We start from the raw sequence: 17,687 nt of genomic DNA, 5'->3' as shown, positions 1-17,687 counted from the left end.
GGCTGCCTCCGCGACATCCGGACTGTCACTGCGGCAAGCAGGGGCGTCCATTCTCTTGTCGCCTTCGGGGCCCATCCATAGCTTCCCTCGCGACACCGCCAGGAACCTGTGACAAGCCCTTTGCCTCCCGACGCCGCCGACGCCCGCGCGGCACGCGCCCTCTCCGCGCTCGCCGGCATCAGCACGGAGCTGGCCGCGGCCCGCTCGGTTGAGAGCACGGTAGAGCGCGCCCTCGGCACCCTGCGGGCCTTCCTCGACGCTGCTGAGGTCTCGCTGTGGCTGCATACGCCGCAGGGGCTCTCGCGCGGATGGTGCGTGGGCACCGAGTCGACCATCGAGGATGACGTGCGCGGTGCGCTGCGGCTCGGCGATACCTTGGCCAGTGTCGCCGACCTCGACGTGGCGCCGATCGTCCTCGGCGACCGGCGCGTCGGGGCTCTCGCGGTGCGCACCACGCGCACCCTCGGCGATGAAGAGCGGATGGCCCTGATGACCTTGGCCAACCTGCTCGCCCCGGAGTTGGCCCACGCCGAGCGATCGCGGCAGCTGGAGGTCGAGGTCGCGGCACGCACGGCCGAGATCGAGCGCGGCCGCCGATTCACCGAGAAGATCATCGACTCGCTGCCACTCGGCCTGTACGTGATTGACCGCGAGTACAAGATCCAAAGCTGGAATCGCAAGCGCGAGACCGGCATGCAGGGCGTGTCCCGCGAGCAGGCCATCGGCAAGACCATCTTCCAGATTCTGCACCGCCAGCCGGCGGAGATGCTGCGCCGCGAGTTCGACGACGTGTTCTCGACTGGCCGTATGCAGGAATACCAGATGGAGTCCGTGGCCTCCGGCGAGGCGCGGACGTATCGCATCACCAAGATCCCGATGCGCCTGGGCGACGGGCCCGTCACCCACGTCATCACCATCGGCGAGGACGTCACCGACTGGAAGGAGGCGCAGGCGCGCTTCTCCCAGGCGGAGAAGCTCGCGGCCATCGGCCAGCTCGCGGCCGGCGTGATGCACGAGATCAACAACCCGCTGGCCACCATCGCGGCCTGCGCCGAGTCCCTGAGCTACCGCATCGAGGACTTGGTGAAGAGCGGCGTGACGATTGCGCCGGAGACGCACGACTTCGTCGGCATCATCGAGAACGAGGTCGTGCGCTGCAAGCAGATCGTGGACGGCCTGCTCGACTTCAGCCGACCCAAGCAGGCGCGCAAGGAGCGCGTGAACATCAATGAGGTGGTGGAGCGCACGCTGTTCCTGCTCAAGCACCACGTGCGCTTCAAGAAGCTGGGTGTGGTGACCGAACTGGACCCCACCATCGGGCGCGTGCCGCAGGCGAACTCCGAGCAACTCGTGCAGGTGTTGATGGCCCTGCTCATCAACGCGATGGACGCGATGGGCGAGCGCGGCACGGTGCAGATCGTGTCCAAGGCGGGCCCGGACGCCGAGCACGGGGCCATTCTTGAGGTGGTGGACCAGGGCCACGGCATCGCCCGCAGCGAGTTGGGCAAGATCTTCGAGCCGTTCTATACGACCAAGGAGCCTGGGCAGGGGACGGGGCTCGGCCTCTCCATCTGCTACGGCATCGTGCAGGAGCACGGAGGGACCATCGAAGTGGAGAGCACGCTCGGGCAGGGCACCACGTTCCGCGTCACGCTGCCGGTGGTGGCCGCGTGAAGATCCTGGTGATCGAGGACGACCCGACGGTCGGCCAATTTGTGAAGCGCGGGCTGGAGGAGGCGCGATGGTCGGTGGACCTGGTCGCCGATGGCGAACAAGGCGAGCAGCTGGCCAAGTCGCAGCCCTACGATCTCATCGTGCTGGACCTTCGGCTTCCGGGCCGCTCGGGCCAGGAGGTCCTGAAGAACCTGCGGGCGCGCGGGTTCGAGAAGCCGGTGCTGGTGCTCACGGCGCAGGACGCCGTGGACGCCAAGGTCGAGACGCTGCGCGCCGGCGCGGACGACTATGTGACCAAGCCCTTCGCCTTCGAGGAGTTGTTGGCGCGCGTGGAGGCGCTGGCGCGTCGGCCACGGGCCATCGTCTCGCCAAAGATCAGCGTGGCGGACCTCGACGTCGACCTCGACGCGCGGGAGGTGCGGCGTGCCGGTGCGGCCATCGAGCTGACGCCCAAGGAGTTCCTCGTGCTGGAGTATCTGGCGCGTCACGCCGGGCGGGTCCTCAGCCGCACCCTGATCACGGAGTATGCCTGGGGCTATCACTTCGACCCCGGCACGAACATCGTGGACGTTGTCATCAACCACCTGCGCAAGAAGATCGATGCGCCGCACGAGAAGAAGCTGATTCACACCGTGCGCGGCGTGGGCTACGTGCTCAAGGGCTAGGCGGCCGTGACGAGCATCCGGTCGCGGCTCACGCTGTCGTATGTGCTCGCCTTGGCGGGCACGTTGACGGTGTTCGCGATCGTCCTCTGGTCCGCGGCGCAGACGAACGACATGCGCACGCTGCAGCGCCGCGCCGACGTGGTCGCCGACATGGCAACCACAATCCTGCGCCAGACGAACGTTGGCATCGCCATGGTCGTGACGGAGGATGCGCTGGTCGGGCCGACGCAGGAGCCGGCCGCCCGCCGGTTGCTGGATGCGCTCCCCGGCTACCTGATCGTCGCCGACTCGGCAGGCGTCCTCTACACCAACGTCGCCGTGAACGGCCTCTTGGACGACGACCGTCGACGGCTCATCAACGCCGTCTTTCGGCGCACGGTCCAGCAACCCGCGTCCGTGGTCCTCATGGACTCGACGTCCAACGTCTTTATCGTCTCGCATTTCGAGTCGCTGTCGCGGGAGTTCCCCTCGATGCGCATCGTGGCGGGTGAGTCGGTCGATGCCATCGAGGACTCGCAGGGCAAGTTGCTCAGTCCGATCCTCATCACGGTGCCGCTGCTCCTGATCCTCTCGGCCCTGATCGCGTGGATCATGACCGGGAGCGCGCTGCAGCCCATGGAGCGCCTCATCTCCGACCTCGAGGCCATCCAGGACGGCCGTTCGCTGCACCGCAGGCTCCCCGTCGACTCCGACGAGAACGAGGTCGATCGGCTCTCGTCGAACATCAATGCGATGGTCGCGCGGCTGGAGAGTTCCTTCGCCGCCCTGCGGCGCTTCACCGCCGATGCCAGCCACGAGCTGAAGACGCCGCTGACCGTGCTGCGGGCCGACATCGAACGCGTGATGCAGGCCTCCAACCTGGCGGACGAGCACCTGCCGCCACTTGAGGAGGCGCTCGCCGAGACGACGCGCATGGCCGACTTGGTGGACTCGCTGCTGACCCTCGCGCGTGCGGACGAAGGGCGCTTCGACCTGCACCGCGAGCGGGTGGACCTCGTGCCGATCGTGCAGGAGGTGGTCGAGACCGCCCAGATCCTCGGTGAGGAGGCGCGTGTTGCAGTGACGCTGGATCGCGTCGATCCGGTGGAACTCGAGGGCGATCCGGTGCGGCTCCGGCAGCTCTTCCTGAACCTGGCGACCAACGCGGTGAAATACACGTCCGCCGAGGGCAGCGTCTCCATCGCGCTCGAGGACCGCGGGGACCACGCGGCATTCGTGGTGCAGGACAGTGGCGTGGGCATCGCGGCGGCGGACCTGCCGTTCATCTTCGACCGCTTCTGGCGCGCGGACCGGGTGCGGTCACGCGGCGAACGCGGCGGGGTCGGACTCGGGCTGTCGATTGCCCAGTGGATTGCCCACGCGCACGGGGGCTTCATCAGCGTGGGCTCGCGCCTTGGGCGCGGGAGCACCTTCACCGTCACGCTGCCCCTGCAGCGGCCCTCTGCGGAGCCCTGAGCGCATCGTTACGAAAGCTCACGGGCGATTAAGGGAATCTTAATGTTTTCCCGATTACGGGCCTAACCTAGGCTGGGTACGTTCTTACGCGAGTCCAGCATCGGCTGGGCTGCACGATTCACGCCTGGCTACGTCCAAGGGAGTGCTTGCGTGTTCAACAACCTGATCGAGTCCAAGCCGGTCAAGCAGAAGTCCTTCGGCGCCTCGATGTTCTCGACGTTCTTTCACGTCGCGATCATCGGAGCCTCCATCATCGCCACGGCCAACGCCACGGTGGAGAAGCAGGAGGAGGTCGTCCAGAAGATCGACTTCGTCGAGGTAAAGAAGGACGAACCGCCTCCGCCGAAGGAAGAGGCCCCGCCGCCGCCGCCCGATGCCGTCATCGCGCCGCCGCCGCCGAAGGGCTTCCAGGTGCTCGCCGCGCCGGTGAGCATCCCCGACGTCATCCCCGAGATCGACCTCTCGAAGGCCCTGACCAACGAAGCGGACTTCTCCGGCAAGGGTGTCGCCGGTGGTGTGGCCTCGGGCGTCGTGGGCGGCACGGGTCCGGTGAACACGGACCAGCCCTACTTCGACTTCCAGGTCGAGAAGCCCGTCGCCCCGCTGCCCGGCAGCCAGGGCCCGCGCTACCCGGACATCCTCCGCTCCGGCGGCGTGGAAGGCCAGGTGCTCGCGCAGTTCGTCGTCGACACGACGGGCCGCGTCGAGGTCGCCTCCTTCAAGGTGCTCCGCTCGGACCACGCGATGTTCGAGCAGGCCGTCCGCTCGTCCCTCACGCAGATGCGCTTCCTGCCCGCCGAGGTCGGCGGCCGGAAGGTGAAGCAGCTCGTGCAGCAGCCCTTCGTGTTCGCCTTGCAGCGCTAACGCAGTCCACCACAACCAGTTCGTCTAGGAGACAGCTGTTATGAACATGTCCATCGGTTTCATCTGGGAGCACAGCCCGCCGTTCGCCAAGGGCATCTGGGTCGTCCTCGCGATCATGTCGCTCTGGTCCCTCTCGGTGGCCTTCGGCAAGTGGTGGAACCTGCGCAAGGCGCAGAAGGAAACCCTCAAGTTCGCGCCCGAGTTCTCGCAGTTCCTCGAGGAGGACAACCTCACCGAGGCCATCAACCTGGCGCAGTCGTACAAGAAGTCGCACGTGGCCCGCGTCCTCGGCGGCGCGCTTGACGAAGTCAAGCCGCTGATCCTCGACGGCTCCGTCACCGTGTCCGACATCAACTCGGCCGAGCGTGCGGTCGAGCGCAACATGCTCGTCGAGATCGTGTCGCTGAAGCGCGGTCTGGCCATCCTGGCGACGGTGGGTTCGACCTCGCCGTTCGTCGGCCTCCTCGGCACCGTGTTCGGCATCATCAACGCCTTCGCCGGCATGGGCGCCGCCGGTTCGTCGGGCATCCAGGCCATCGCCGTCGGCATCGCCGAGGCGCTGATCGCCACGGGCTTCGGCCTCATGGTCGCCATCCCCGCGGTGTGGGCCTTCAACTACTTCCAGACCAAGATCGACAACCTCACCTCCGAGATGACCTACGTCTCGAAGGAGATGATCGATTACCTGATCAAGGGTGTCTCGGGTGAGTTCGGCCGCTCGCGCTTCACGCGTGAGTTCAACACGGCCGCCCAGAAGGGCGCGTCGCCGATCTCGCAGTAAGACCCGCGTCCCTTAGGAGGGCATCCAGATGGGCATGTCGGTAAGCACCGGGGGCGGCGTCAAGGCCGAGCCGAACGTCGTCCCCATGATCGACGTGATGCTGGTGCTCCTGATCATCTTCATGGTGGTGACGCCGGCCATTTCGGCCGGCTTCACCGCGACGCCGCCCAGCGGCATCAACCTGAAGGCGCATCCGGAGGTCGATGAGGACCAGGTCCTCGGCATCGACAAGTACGGCCAGTATTACCTGAACAAGCGGGCCATCCAGAACGAAGACCTGGGCGCGATGCTGCAGAACATCTATTCGCAGCGGACCATCGACCAGATCCTCTACATCAAGGCCGACAAGGACCTTGAGTACGGCCGCATCCTGGACGCGATGGACATCGCGTCGAAGAACGGGGTGCGCATGGTCGGCGCCATTTCGGACCAGCAGCCGGGGACGGTGTCCTCGGTGGCCGGCGACGAGGTGACGTCGGGCACCACCAAGACGCCTTAAGGAGAGCCGACGATGGGAATGAGCGTCGGAGGAAACAGCTCGGGGATGAACAGCGAGCCGAACGTGGTGCCGATGATCGACATCATGCTCGTGCTGCTCATCATCTTCATGATCATGCAGCCGATGATGCGGAAGGCCGTGGACCTGCAGCTGCCGGACCCCACGCCTGCCGTGGTCACCGCCAACCAGGCGTCGGACCAGATCGTGCTCGAAGTGCTCGCCGACGGCAGCTTTGCCGTCAACAAGGAGCCCCTGACCAAGGAGCGCCTGGCCGAGCGCCTCACGGAGATCTACGACCCGCGCCCGGACAAGATCATCTTCGTGAAGGGTGACCCGGCCGTGAAGTATCAGGACATCATCTTCGCGATGGACGTGGCCCGTGGCGCCGGGGTGAAGGTCATCGGCATCCCGCCCAAGGACACGAAGTAGTCCCTGTACCAGTTGGACCTGCGGCGGGCGAACCTTTTCAGGGTCGCCCGCCGTATAGTTTTGTGGAGACCCGCGGCCAGCGGTCGCGGGACCCGTTCCCCGTTCCCACGCTGTGCCTGTGCCCGATTCGCTGCCTCCGCCCCCAGACAAGCCCAAGCGCCCGCTCCGGCCCCTCCACGGGATCCCGGACCCCGCGCCCGGTGGTCGTACGGGCATGCTGGTGTCGACGCTCATCCACCTGCTCATCATTGTCGCCCTGCTGCTGCCCCCATTGGTGGCCAAGCAGCTGACGGCCCCGGACGCGACCGGCGCCGGCGGTCCGGGGCCCGCAGGTGGCGGAGGCGGCGGCACCCGCGGCAGTGGAGGCGAAGTGACGCCGGAGCGGCTCCGCTTCCTCCACGTGGCGCCCAGCGCCAGCGCACCTACGCCGCCGCCTGAGCAGAAGCCGGTGCCGACCCCCACGCCGGTGCCACCGCCTCCCCCGACCCCTGAGCCAGAGGTCACGACCAAGCCGGCGGAGCTTGAGCCAGCGAGCAGCTTGTTGGCCCCGACCATCCCGATGCCGGGGCTCGGTGGTGGAAGCGGAAACGACGGCAGCGGCGGGAATGGGCCCGGCAGCGGTGGCGGCGTGGGCAGCGGGGTGGGGACGGGGCGCGGCTCGGGCGTGGGGCCTGGGACAGGCGGTGGCGGGGACCAGATCTTCCCTCCGACGGTGACCAATCTCGCCATCCTGCCCATTCCGGTGCCCGCCCGCGTGCGGCCGTACAAGATGGTCGCCCAGTTCGATGTCGACGAGCGCGGCAACGCCAAGTTGATCGGCTTCAATCCCTCGCGGGACGCGGGCTACAACCGCAAGATCCGCGAGATGCTCTCCGAGGTGCGCTTCCGCCCAGCCACCCGTGCCGACGGCACCGCGGTCCGTGACACCGCGTATATCGTCGCCGAGGCGCCGTAACCGCTTCCAGCGACTGGTGGAGCCTCCGGGGCCGGCGTAGTTTCCGCCGAATGTCCTCCCCCGGATTCGTCAAGGCGATGACCCTGACCGACGCGACGATGCTCGTCGCGGGCACGATGATCGGTTCAGGCATCTTCATCGTCAGCGCCGACATGGCGCGCACGCTCGGCTCTCCCTTCTGGCTCCTGATGGCGTGGATCGTGACCGGGGCGATGACGCTCCTCGGCGCCCTCGCCTACGGCGAACTCGCGGCGATGTATCCCCGCGCCGGCGGCCAGTACACCTTCCTCCGAGAGGCGATGGGCCCGCTGATGGGCTTCCTCTACGGATGGACCCTCTTTGTCGTCATCCAGACGGGAACGATCGCGGCCGTGGGCGTTGCCTTCGGCCGCTTTCTCGGTGTGCTCTGGCCGGCCATCTCGCCGGATCGCTACGGCTGGTTCCCCCAGTTCGACGTGATGACGCCGGGCGGTGTGATCGAACTGGGCCTCACGCCACAGCGGCTGGTGGCCCTGATCTCCATCTGGATCCTCACCTGGATCAACCTGCGGGGCGTGCGCGAGGGCAAGCTCGTGCAGACCACGCTGACGGTCGTGAAGACGGGCGCCCTGCTCGCGCTCGTGGCTCTGGGCCTGACCATCGGCCGCAACGCGGACGCCATCGCCGCGAACTTCGGCGCGAACTTCTTCGGCGCCACGCCGGGCGGCAGCGCGCTCTCCAGCGGTTTCGCGCTCGCCTTCGGCGCGGCGCTCGTGGGCTCGCTGTTCTCCAGCGACTCCTGGCACGGCGTGACCTCGGCCGCCTCCGAGGTGCAGAACGCCGAGAAGAACTTGCCGCGCTCGCTGCTGTTGGGCACGGGGCTGGTCACACTGTTGTACGTCCTGGCGAACGTGTCGTATCTGAGCGTGCTGCCCTTCGAGGGCATCCAGAACGCGCCGCAGGACCGCGTGGGCACGGCGGTGGCCGAGGGCATCTTCGGCAGCAGCGGCGGCACCTTGATGGCGATCGCCATCCTCATCTCGACATTTGGCTGCAACAACGGCCTCATCCTCGCCGGCGCCCGCGTGTATTGGGCGATGGCCAAGGACGGGCTCTTCTTCCGCAAGGCCGGCACGTTGAGCGCGGCCGGCGTGCCCGCCTGGGCGCTGGTGGCGCAGGCCATCTGGACCAGCATCCTCTGCCTCACCGGTACGTATGGGCAGCTGCTCGACTATGTGATCTTTGCGGCGCTGGTGTTCTACGCGCTGACCACGGCGGGGCTGTTCGTGTTGCGGGCCAAGCGGCCGGACGAGCCCCGTCCGTACAAGGCCATCGGTTATCCCGTGCTGCCAGGCCTGTACATCGTCTCGGCCGCGGCCGTGGCCATCATCCTGCTGTTCGCGGACAAGACGCGCGCGCAGGCGCTCTCGGGGCTGGTCGTCGTGCTGCTCGGCGTGCCCGTCTATCTCCTGACCCAACGCCGGGGCGCCAGCGCCCGGCCCAGCGAGGACTAGATGTCGGAATCGATCGGCGGTAGCGGCAAGGGCATGAAGCTCCACACCAAGATCCTGCTGGCGCTCGTGCTGGGTGGCGTCGCCGGTGTGGTGGCGAACCTCACGCTGGGTGGCGACGACGGCCGGGTGGTCTGGGTCAACACGTATCTCGCGGGGCCGGTCGGCCAGATCTTCCTGCGGATGCTGTTCATGATCGTGATGCCGCTGGTGTTCTCGTCCATCGCGCTTGGCGTGGCGGGGCTCGGAGACCTGCGAAAGGTCGGCAAGGTGGGCGGCAAGGCCATCGGCTATTTCTTCGGCACGACGGCCGTTGCGGCGACCTTCGGCCTGCTGATGGTGAACATCATTGACCCTGGCTCGTCCGTGCCGGAGAACGTGAAGGTCGAGCTGATGGAGGTCTACGCCGACGACGCCTCGGCAAAGGTCGAGCAGAACGCAACAGGTGGCTTTGGCATCAACACCTTCGTGAACATCGTGACGCGCAACCCGGTGAAGTCGGCCGCGGACACGGACATGCTCGGCGTGATCTTCTTCGGCCTCATCTTCGGCGCGGCGCTCACGCAGCTCAAGCCGGAGCAGTCGGCCCCGATGATCAAGTTCCTCGAGTCGTTGTATGAAGTCGTCATCGTCATCGTAGGGATGGCGATGAGACTCGCGCCCTACGGTGTGGCCGGCCTGATCTTCGGCGTCACCTCGCGCTTCGGCTTCGCGTTGCTCAAACCGCTCGGCGGCTACGTCATCGTGGTGATGAGCGCGCTGCTGCTGCACATGTTCGTGAACCTTTCGCTCATCCTGAAGTTCATCATCGGCATCAGCCCGGTCACATACTTCTCGCGCATCAAGGGCGCGCTGGTGACGGCCTTCTCGACCAGCTCGAGCTCGGCCACCCTGCCCGCGGCGCTGCGCGCGTCGCAGGAGGGCCTGGGTGTGCCGCCCAAGATCGCCGGTTTCGTGCTGCCGTTGGGCTCCACGATGTGCATGAACGGTACGAGCATCTTCGAGGGCATCACGGTCATCTTCCTCTGCCAGGTCTTCGGCGTGGACCTCTCGCTGGGCGGGATGGTGGTAGTGATCATCATGAGCGTGATCACGGCCATCGGCGCGGCCGGCGTGCCCGGGGGCTCGATCCCGCTGCTGGTCGGCATCCTGGCGATGATGGGCGTGCCCGGCGAGGCGATCGCGATCGTGCTCGGCGTGGACCGCATCCTCGACATGACGCGCACCGTGGTGAACGTGGCCTCGGACATCTCGGCCACCACCTTCGTGGCGTCGTCCGAAAAGGTCTGGTCCGCGGCAAGCATCCCCGCCGAGGCGCCAACGACGGCGTAGGGCTGGGTTTGGTGCGCTGAGTTTGCCACAGAGGCACAGAGACACAGAGGGCGTCGGAGCAAGCCGACACCTCTGTGTCTTCTTCTTTGTTGGAACAGAAAGGGGCTCGGCGAACATAGCTGTCCGCCGAGCCCCCTAAGCAGTTGTTCTTGGACTAGGCACAGAGGCCAGCGCGCGTCCTGACACCTCTGTGTCTCTGTGCCTCTGTGGCAATCAAGAAGATCTAGCCAAGTCGCGACCCTCGAACGGCGCTCAGACCTTTGCCAGCGAAACAGCCAACTTGACCGCCCCACGCGCCGGCACGACCTCCTCGGCGTGCAGCTGTGACCCAGGCACGGCGGACTTGAGCCGATGCTCCACCAGGCGGCGCACGTAGGACCCGCGCGCCATCAGGCCGCCAGCCAAGGCCACCGGCACCGCGGCGCGCTCGTCCACGAAGAGTTGCCGCGCCAAAGTGCGGACGTGGAGCACAAGTTCCTCCGCCGCGACCGTGCAGATCGAGTTGGCCCGTAAGTCCTTGTCCGAGGCCAGCGTCATCACGTGCGCGGCCAAGCCCGCCAGGTCCTTCGGCGAGGCGTTCGCCGCCCAGGGAATCAGGTCCTCGAGCGTCTCGAGCTCAAGTGCCGTCATCAGCGCGCCCGTCAGTCGCGTCTCCGGCTCGCGGCCGTCCGACGACGACGTCACGACGCTCAGCGCACGACGTCCGATCCAGGCGCCGCTGCCCTCGTCGCCGATGTCCGGGCCCCAGCCACCGCAGCGACGGAACTCGCCGGCGGGGCCCCGGCCGAAGGCCACCGAGCCCGTGCCCGCCACCAGCAGCAGGCCCGCGCCGTCGCGACCAAACGCATCCGCCAGCGCGATCTCGGCGTCGGTGACCACCTCGATCTCGTCCGCCACCGTCTCGCCGCGCAGCGCGCGCAGCAGCGCCTTGCGCTCCTTCTCGCGGCCGGCGCCCGCCACGCCCACGACCACGAGGGCCGGACGATCCTCGATCTCCGCGGCCGCCAGCGCGTCGCGGACCAGGCTGCCGATGATCTCGGCCGAGGCCAGCGCCTCGCCGGGGCGCAGGGCGCTGCCGTCGCCGGTGATCGACGAGAGTTCCTTGCCCTTGGCGTTCGCCACGATCACCTGCGTCTTGCTGCCACCACCATCCACACCGACGACGATCTGTGCCATTGCGCGTCCAGCAAAGGGAAGGGTCAGGGCGCCGAGCGTGGCGCCGCGTGTGTGTACGACGAAACGATGCCCACCGTGAGTGTCACGGCCGTGCCAATCAACACGAACCACGGCCAGGCGATTCCAGTGACCGGTGCCAGCGGACCCGCGAGCTGCGGAAACGCCGCGACGAGCCGTCCCGCAAACACCACGATGCTCATCACAAAGATACCCACGGCCATCCCAGTCACGGCATCCCGCTGCGTGGCGCGGGGCCACAGCATGGCGAGAAAGAACCCGCCGAGCAGGCCGCCGTAGGTGAAGCTCGCGATGCTCAGCGCGATCACCACCACTGGCGTGCCCTCGGCGCGGTACAGCAGTGCGCCCCCGACCAGCACGACCGCCCACAGCAGCGTGAACACCCGCGAGAGCCGCAGCCCCTCGGCGCCCTCCGGTGCGCCACGCAGCGGCGCATAGAGGTCGTGCAGCGTCGACGCCGCGAGCGCGTTCAGCGAGCCCGACACCGTGCTCATCGCTGCCGCGAGGATGGCGGCGATCACGACGCCCGTCATCACCGGCGGCATCTCGGCGATGATGAAGGCCGGGAAGATGCGGTCCGGGGCAGGGAAGGCCTGCGCGTCGTAGAACGCCCAGAGCCCGATACCGATCAGCAGGAACAGCGCGAACTGGGCGATGACGATCACGCCGCTGCCGATGAGCGCGCGCCGGGCATCGCGCAGCGAGCCCGAGGCCAGCAGCCGCTGCACGATGATCTGGTCGGCGCCGTGGGAAGCCATCGCGAGGAAGCCGCCACCGAGCAGGCCTGCGAACACCGTGTGCGGACGATCGAAGCCTGTGTGGAAGTCCAGCATCTTGAGCTTGCCCGCCTCACCGGCGCGCGAAAGAATCTCGCCCCAGCCGCCGTCCACGCCGGCGCCGATCAGCCACAGCGCGCCAAGCCCGCCGAGCAGGTACACGCCCATCTGAAGTACGTCCGTCCAGACGACGGCGCGCATGCCGCCGTGATACGTGTAGATCACCGTCGCGATGCCCAGCACGAGGATGGCTAGTGGCGCGGCGAGCCTCGGCGCGAAGATGCCCGACAGGATCAGGGCGACTGGAATCGAGGTCGCGAACAATCGCACGGAATCGCCGAAGGCCCGCGTGACCATGAACGTCACCGAGGCGAAGCGTCGTGTCGCGAGCCCAAAACGCCGCTCCAACAGCGCGTACGCGGTGACCAGTTCGCCCTCTGCATAGCGAGGCAACAGCGTGTACGCGACGACCACGCGGCCGAGCAGGTAGCCTGTGGCAACCTGGAGGAAGCCGAGGTCTCCTAGGTACGCGAGCCCGGGGATCGAGATGAACGTGAGCGCGCTGGTCTCCGTGGCCACGACCGAGAAGAGCACCGCCCACCACGGGATCGTCCCGTCGGCCACGAAGTAATCGCGGGCATTCTTCTGGCCACGTCCGAGCCGGACGCCGAGCACGGTCGTGCCCACGAGGTAGAGCACGAGGACGACCCAGTCGAGCGAGGTGAAGGCGCTTCCGGAGTCAGGCATCGCGGAAATATCGCCGCAAAACACGACGGGCGCCCCTCATCGAGGGGCGCCCGTCAGGACCCGCGGAGGGACGTTTACGCCGAGAAGCTGGAGCCGCAGCCGCAGCCGCCGGTGGCGTTCGGGTTCTTGAACGTGAAGCCCGAGCCCTGCATCGAGCTCACGTAGTCGATCGTCACGCCACTCAGGTACTGCATCGAGAACGGATCCACGAACACCTGGAAGCCGTCCATCGGTAGCACCGTGTCGTCATCCGCTGGCTTGTCCTCGACCAGCAGCGTGTACTTGAAGCCCGAGCAGCCGCCGGGCTGCACGGCCACGCGGAGTCCACCAACGTCCGCAGGGACCTTGTCGGCCTGCATGAACCGCTGCACCTCGGCACCCGCCTGAGGCGTAATCGTTACCAGCACTTCCGGCGAATTCATCGTGCTCATCAGATCCCTCCCAGGTTCCTCAATCAACGTGGCAACCGCCGCGCGATATTGCTAATCCTGAATATAGGGTTCGGGGTTCCGGGGACAAGCTCCCCGCTACGGCGTGCCCCGGGCGGACGAGGCGGCGGAGCTGGACGCCGTGGCGGCGGCCCGGGCCGCAACGTCCGCGATCGTGGTCCGGACCGGCCCGATCCTTGAGTTCTCGCGGCTGGGGTTCACCCGGTTCGTCAGCAGGATGATGAACAGGTCGTTGGCCGGGTCGATCCAGATGGACGTACCCGTGAAGCCGGTGTGGCCAAAGGCCGGCGCCTTCATCACCCGGCCGGCGGAGTTGGTGCCGTTGGGCGTCTCCCAGCCCAGCGCGCGGTGCGAGAGCTTGGGGTCCTGCACCTTCGTGAACTCGGCGATGGTGGTCGGGCGCACGACGCGCACGCCGCCCAGCTCGCCGCCGTTCAGCAGCATCTGCGCGAAGCGGGCGAGGTCCGCCCCCGTGCTGAACAGTCCGGCGTGCGCGGAGATCCCGCCGAGTCGGAACGCGTTCTCGTCGTGGACCTCGCCGCGCAGGTGGCGGCCGCGCCACGGGTCCATCTCGGTGGGCGCGACGCGCTCGATGTCCGCCAACGCGGGGTGGTAGCGCGTGTCGACCATGCGCAGGGGCCCAAAGATCCGTTGCTGCAGGTACTGGTCGAGCGCTTCGCCGGTCACGCGCTCGATGATCATGCCCAGCAGGATCGCGCCAAGGTCGGAGTACACGTAGCGAACACCTGGCATCGTGTCGAGCGGGGTGGCCAGCACGAGCTGCTGCGCTTCCGGCGCGGTCTCCACCTCGCGGAAGAGTTCGCGGTGGGCGCGCAGGCCCGATGAATGGGTGAGCAGGTGCCGCACCGTCACCCGATCCTTCCACTGGCCTTGCCACTCGGGCAGGTAGGTCTGTACCGGCGCGTCGAGCAGCACGCGGCGTGTCTCCACCAACTGCATCATTGCCGTCGTCATGCCGACCACCTTGGTCAGCGAGGCGATGTCCCAGATCGTCTGTGCATCCGGCGCCGGGGCGGCGGAGTCGCGGTCGATGCGCCCGACCGCGATCTCGGCGACGATGTCCGTGCGGGTGCCGATGATTGCCACGCCACCCGGGAAGACCGAGTCGCGCTGCGCGCGCTCGAGCACGCGGCGCACCGAGTCGGTCACGGCAGCGGTCCACGCAGGCTTGGGCCGCTGGTAGGACTGGCCTTCGGCGAACAAGCCGGGCAGCGATGTCGGCACGGTCCCGCTGAACCGCGCCTTGCCGATGAGCGCGCGGGCCGCGGCGCGCTCCACCGCCTCCCCACGCCCGTAGGCCGCCACGTAGCCGCTGACGCGCGGCATCTCGCGCAGGACGTACGGGTTTGAGAAGGCCACGACGGTTATCGGCCGGGTGGCTGCCACTGAGTCGACCCAGCGCGCCACGTGCTCCGCCACCGCAAATCGCCCCTCGCCTTCGATGGTGCGCACGAAGCTGGCGAGCACGATGGGGTCGGGCGTCGAGCGCGCGATGGAGTCGAGCCGCGCACGGGGCGTCGACGGTGTAATGCGCGCGGTTCGGGAGCTGAGCAGCGCGCCGCGAACTTCCGACTGGAACCAGCGACCGGCCGTGATGTCGTTGTCGCTGGCGTAGGTGAGCACGAGCTGGGGCTGCGCCGTCGCCAGTGGGAGTTGCCGACGATCGTCGCGCAGCAGCGTGATGGCGTCCTGCGCGATGGCCTGTGCCCGCTCGCGATGCGCGCGCTGGCCGACGATCTCACGCAGGGAGTCCAGCGGGACCAGCGGACGCTGGATGGCGCCCGTGCGCAGCTTGAGTTCGAGGATGCGGCGGACCGAGGTCTCGATGCGTTCGCGCGAGATCGTGCCGCGCTCCACCGCCGCGACCACCGCCCCGATCGCCGTCGGAACGCTCGGCGGCATCAGCAACACATCCGCGCCGGCCTGCACCGCGAGCACGCTGCTCTCGGCCACGCCGTAGCCATTGGCGATGCCGCGCATGTCCATGGCGTCCGTGAGCACGAGGCCCTGGAAACCGAGCGTGTCACGCAGCAGGCCCGTGAGGATGCTCGGGGTGAGCGTGGCCGGCACCGAGTCACGCGTGATCCGCGGCAGGGCGATGTGGGCGCTCATCACCGCCGCGACACCGGCGTCGATGGCCGCCCGGAAGGGCACCAGTTCGATGGCGTCAAGGCGATCACGCGAGGCGCGGATCACCGGCAGCGCATTGTGCGAATCTACGTCTGTGTCGCCGTGGCCGGGGAAGTGCTTCAGCGTGGCGGCGACCCCGGCTTCCTGCACGCCTTCCACGAAGGCGGCGGTCATCGCGGCGACGAGCAACGGATCCTCGCCGAACGAGCGCACGTTGATGACCGGGTTCGACGGGTTGTTGTTCACGTCCGCCGTTGGCGCGAACGCCAGGTGGATGCCCACCGCCCGGGATTCCTCGCCGGTGATGTGGCCCGCGGCGCGCGCGTGCTCGAGTCGGCGCGTGGCACCGATCGCCATGTTGCTCGGCAGCACGGTGGCACTGCCCGCCAAGAGGCTGCCCGGCGCGAAGACGCCGCCTTCGAGCCGCCCGAGCCCGGGCTCGACGTCGGAGGCCACGAGCAGCGGCAGGGCCGCGGCGCGCTGCAGGGCGTTGACCTTCTCGGCCACCTCGATCGGCGACCCCAGCGACATGATCACGCCGCCGACCTTGTGGTCGCGGACGCCTTGCAGGGCGAGGATGTACGACGAGTCGCTCGTGCTGGTATAGTCCCCCAGGACCCAGATCATCACCATCTGTGCGACCTGGTCATGGAGCGGCATCGCCGCGATGGTTCGGTCGATCCACCGCTGCGCTGCGACGCTCAGCGGAGCGTTCAGGTCGGGCGGCACCTCGCGCAGCGTTGGGCGGGGCGGATGGCTTGGGGCGGTTGCGTCTGCCGGCGCGGGCTCCGTGAGCACACGCGGCGCGAGTACCGCCTCGGCGGTGGAGTCCGCGGGAAGGCCCGGTGCCGGGACCGCCGGTGGCGTCGTCTGGGTACAGGACGCGAACACGAGGCCCGAGAGGGCGAGGAGCGAGAGACGGTGGAGGTTCACAGCGCGGGACGTGGGGTGCGGATGGTGGTGGGCCTGGCCTTGGGCCTGCTTGGCTGCGCGACGACGCCGGCGGCCCAGGGCCGTCGCGAGGCGCCGCCAGCGGTGCGGCCGGGCATCACGGTTCTTTTGGAGGACTCGCTCACCCTGATTGCTGGCAAGCGCGTTGCCTTGGTGACGAACCAGACCGGGGTGGACGCAACGGGCGCGAGTGATGCCGACTTGCTGACGAGGGATGCACGCGTGCGGCGTGCCAACGTCAGGCTGGTCCGGTTGTTCTCCCCGGAGCACGGCATCCGCGGCACCGCCGACGTGGCGAATCTCCCCAATGAAGTCGACGCCGCGACCGGGCTTGTGGTGCACTCGCTGTACCGCAGCGAGACCGTGCCGCCGCCCGACAGCCTGCTGCGGGACCTCGACGCGCTGATCTTCGACCTGCAGGACATCGGTACGCGCACGTGGACGTATGTGGGGTTGCTGGTCTATGCAATGCGCGCCGCGGCGCGCGCGGACATTGCGTTCATCGTGCTGGATCGCCCCAACCCGCTGTCCGGGCGTGTGGAGGGACCGCTGCTGCAGGCCTCCTTGGCGAACGCCGAGGATCCGGCGCCCGGGCGTCGCGGGCTGGCTTACGCATTATACCCGCTGCCCCTGCGGCACGGGATGACGATGGGTGAGATGGCTCGGTTCTACGCGGCGGCGTTGGATATTCCCGTGCGCCTGCACGTGATGCCGATGGATGGCTGGCGGCGCTCGATGTATTGGGAGGACACCAAGCTGCCGTGGGTCGTGCCCTCGCCGGCGATGGTGTCGACTTCGAGCGCACTGCTCTATCCGGCACTGGTGGCCTTCGAGCGGGCCAATGTGTCCGTGGGGCGTGGCACCGACCGGCCGTTCCAGCGCTTCGGCGCGCCGTGGATGGATGCGGACTCGGTGGCCGCGCTTCTTCAGGACCGGCGACTCTCGGGCGTGCACTTCGAGGTCGAACGGGTGACGCCGCAGCGCCCGACGGACGGGAAGTTCGGTGGCCAGGCGATTCCCTCCGTGCGAATGGTCATCGATGACCCAGCGCGGGTGCAGGTGGCGCGGGTCGGCGCTGCGATTCTCTGGGCGCTGGGGCGCGTGCACGGCGACTCCCTGCGCATCACCGAGCGCGGATTCGACGAGCGGCTGGGCGATGCCGCGGTGCGGCAAGCGCTGCTGCGGGGCGAGGATCCAGACGAGGTGGTGGATCGCTTCCTGCCGTCGGTCGTCGCCTTCGAGCAGGCCACGCGGCGATTCCAGCTGTATCGCTGA

General features: G+C 68.0%; 15 protein-coding genes. 11 read left to right on the top strand and 4 right to left on the bottom strand.

What is annotated here, in order from left to right:
- The first annotated feature begins 120 nt into the window (after positions 1–120).
- From KF709_01740 to KF709_01695, 10 genes are all read left to right on the top strand, one after another.
- Positions 121–1,674 carry a PAS domain-containing protein gene (locus KF709_01740; GenBank protein ID MBX3173110.1) on the top strand — a complete coding sequence of 518 codons (1,554 nt, stop codon included), beginning with the start codon at positions 121–123 and terminating at the stop codon, positions 1,672–1,674.
- Positions 1,671–2,339 carry a response regulator transcription factor gene (locus KF709_01735; GenBank protein ID MBX3173109.1) on the top strand — a complete coding sequence of 223 codons (669 nt, stop codon included), beginning with the start codon at positions 1,671–1,673 and terminating at the stop codon, positions 2,337–2,339. Before KF709_01740 ends, KF709_01735 begins: the two co-directional genes overlap by 4 nt.
- 6 nt (positions 2,340–2,345) lie before the next feature.
- Positions 2,346–3,794 carry a HAMP domain-containing histidine kinase gene (locus KF709_01730; protein ID MBX3173108.1) on the top strand — a complete coding sequence of 483 codons (1,449 nt, stop codon included), beginning with the start codon at positions 2,346–2,348 and terminating at the stop codon, positions 3,792–3,794.
- Positions 3,795–3,944: 150 nt separating this feature from the next.
- A complete protein-coding gene (locus KF709_01725) occupies positions 3,945–4,658 on the top strand; it encodes a TonB family protein (GenBank protein ID MBX3173107.1) in 714 nt (237 codons plus the stop codon).
- Between the two features lie 40 nt (positions 4,659–4,698).
- Positions 4,699–5,439, top strand: a complete 741-nt coding sequence (locus tag KF709_01720; protein MBX3173106.1) for a MotA/TolQ/ExbB proton channel family protein — start codon at positions 4,699–4,701, stop codon at positions 5,437–5,439.
- A 28-nt stretch (positions 5,440–5,467) separates the two neighbouring features.
- On the top strand, positions 5,468–5,938 hold the full coding sequence (locus KF709_01715) for a biopolymer transporter ExbD (GenBank protein MBX3173105.1): 471 nt from the start codon (positions 5,468–5,470) through the stop codon (positions 5,936–5,938).
- Positions 5,939–5,956: 18 nt separating this feature from the next.
- A complete protein-coding gene (locus KF709_01710; GenBank protein ID MBX3173104.1) occupies positions 5,957–6,367 on the top strand; it encodes a biopolymer transporter ExbD in 411 nt (136 codons plus the stop codon).
- 220 nt (positions 6,368–6,587) lie between these two features.
- Positions 6,588–7,322 carry a hypothetical protein gene (locus KF709_01705; GenBank protein ID MBX3173103.1) on the top strand — a complete coding sequence of 245 codons (735 nt, stop codon included), beginning with the start codon at positions 6,588–6,590 and terminating at the stop codon, positions 7,320–7,322.
- 50 nt (positions 7,323–7,372) lie between these two features.
- Complete coding sequence (locus KF709_01700; protein ID MBX3173102.1) at positions 7,373–8,815, top strand: amino acid permease; 1,443 nt, start codon at positions 7,373–7,375, stop codon at positions 8,813–8,815.
- Positions 8,816–10,144, top strand: a complete 1,329-nt coding sequence (locus KF709_01695) for a dicarboxylate/amino acid:cation symporter (GenBank protein ID MBX3173101.1) — start codon at positions 8,816–8,818, stop codon at positions 10,142–10,144.
- Between the two features lie 252 nt (positions 10,145–10,396).
- Here KF709_01695 and KF709_01690 read toward each other — a convergent pair whose 3' ends face one another.
- The 4 genes from KF709_01690 to KF709_01675 all read right to left on the bottom strand — a co-directional run bounded on the left by KF709_01690 (position 10,397) and on the right by KF709_01675 (position 16,394).
- Positions 10,397–11,320, bottom strand: coding sequence for a hypothetical protein (locus tag KF709_01690; protein MBX3173100.1), 924 nt, complete (start codon positions 11,318–11,320; stop codon positions 10,397–10,399).
- Between the two features lie 23 nt (positions 11,321–11,343).
- On the bottom strand, positions 11,344–12,861 hold the full coding sequence (locus KF709_01685) for a sodium:solute symporter (GenBank protein ID MBX3173099.1): 1,518 nt from the start codon (positions 12,859–12,861) through the stop codon (positions 11,344–11,346).
- Between the two features lie 74 nt (positions 12,862–12,935).
- Positions 12,936–13,265: an iron-sulfur cluster assembly accessory protein gene (locus tag KF709_01680; GenBank protein MBX3173098.1), complete on the bottom strand. Its 330-nt coding sequence runs from the start codon at positions 13,263–13,265 to the stop codon at positions 12,936–12,938.
- Between the two features lie 123 nt (positions 13,266–13,388).
- Positions 13,389–16,394, bottom strand: coding sequence for a serine hydrolase (locus tag KF709_01675; protein MBX3173097.1), 3,006 nt, complete (start codon positions 16,392–16,394; stop codon positions 13,389–13,391).
- Here KF709_01675 and KF709_01670 point away from each other — a divergent pair.
- Positions 16,383–17,687, top strand: a complete 1,305-nt coding sequence (locus tag KF709_01670; GenBank protein MBX3173096.1) for a DUF1343 domain-containing protein — start codon at positions 16,383–16,385, stop codon at positions 17,685–17,687. The two genes, KF709_01675 and KF709_01670, sit on opposite strands and share 12 nt — an antisense overlap.

The organism is Gemmatimonadaceae bacterium (assembly GCA_019637445.1).
Lineage (GTDB): Bacteria > Gemmatimonadota > Gemmatimonadetes > Gemmatimonadales > Gemmatimonadaceae > Pseudogemmatithrix.
This window is presented reverse-complemented; position numbering and strand designations above follow the sequence as displayed.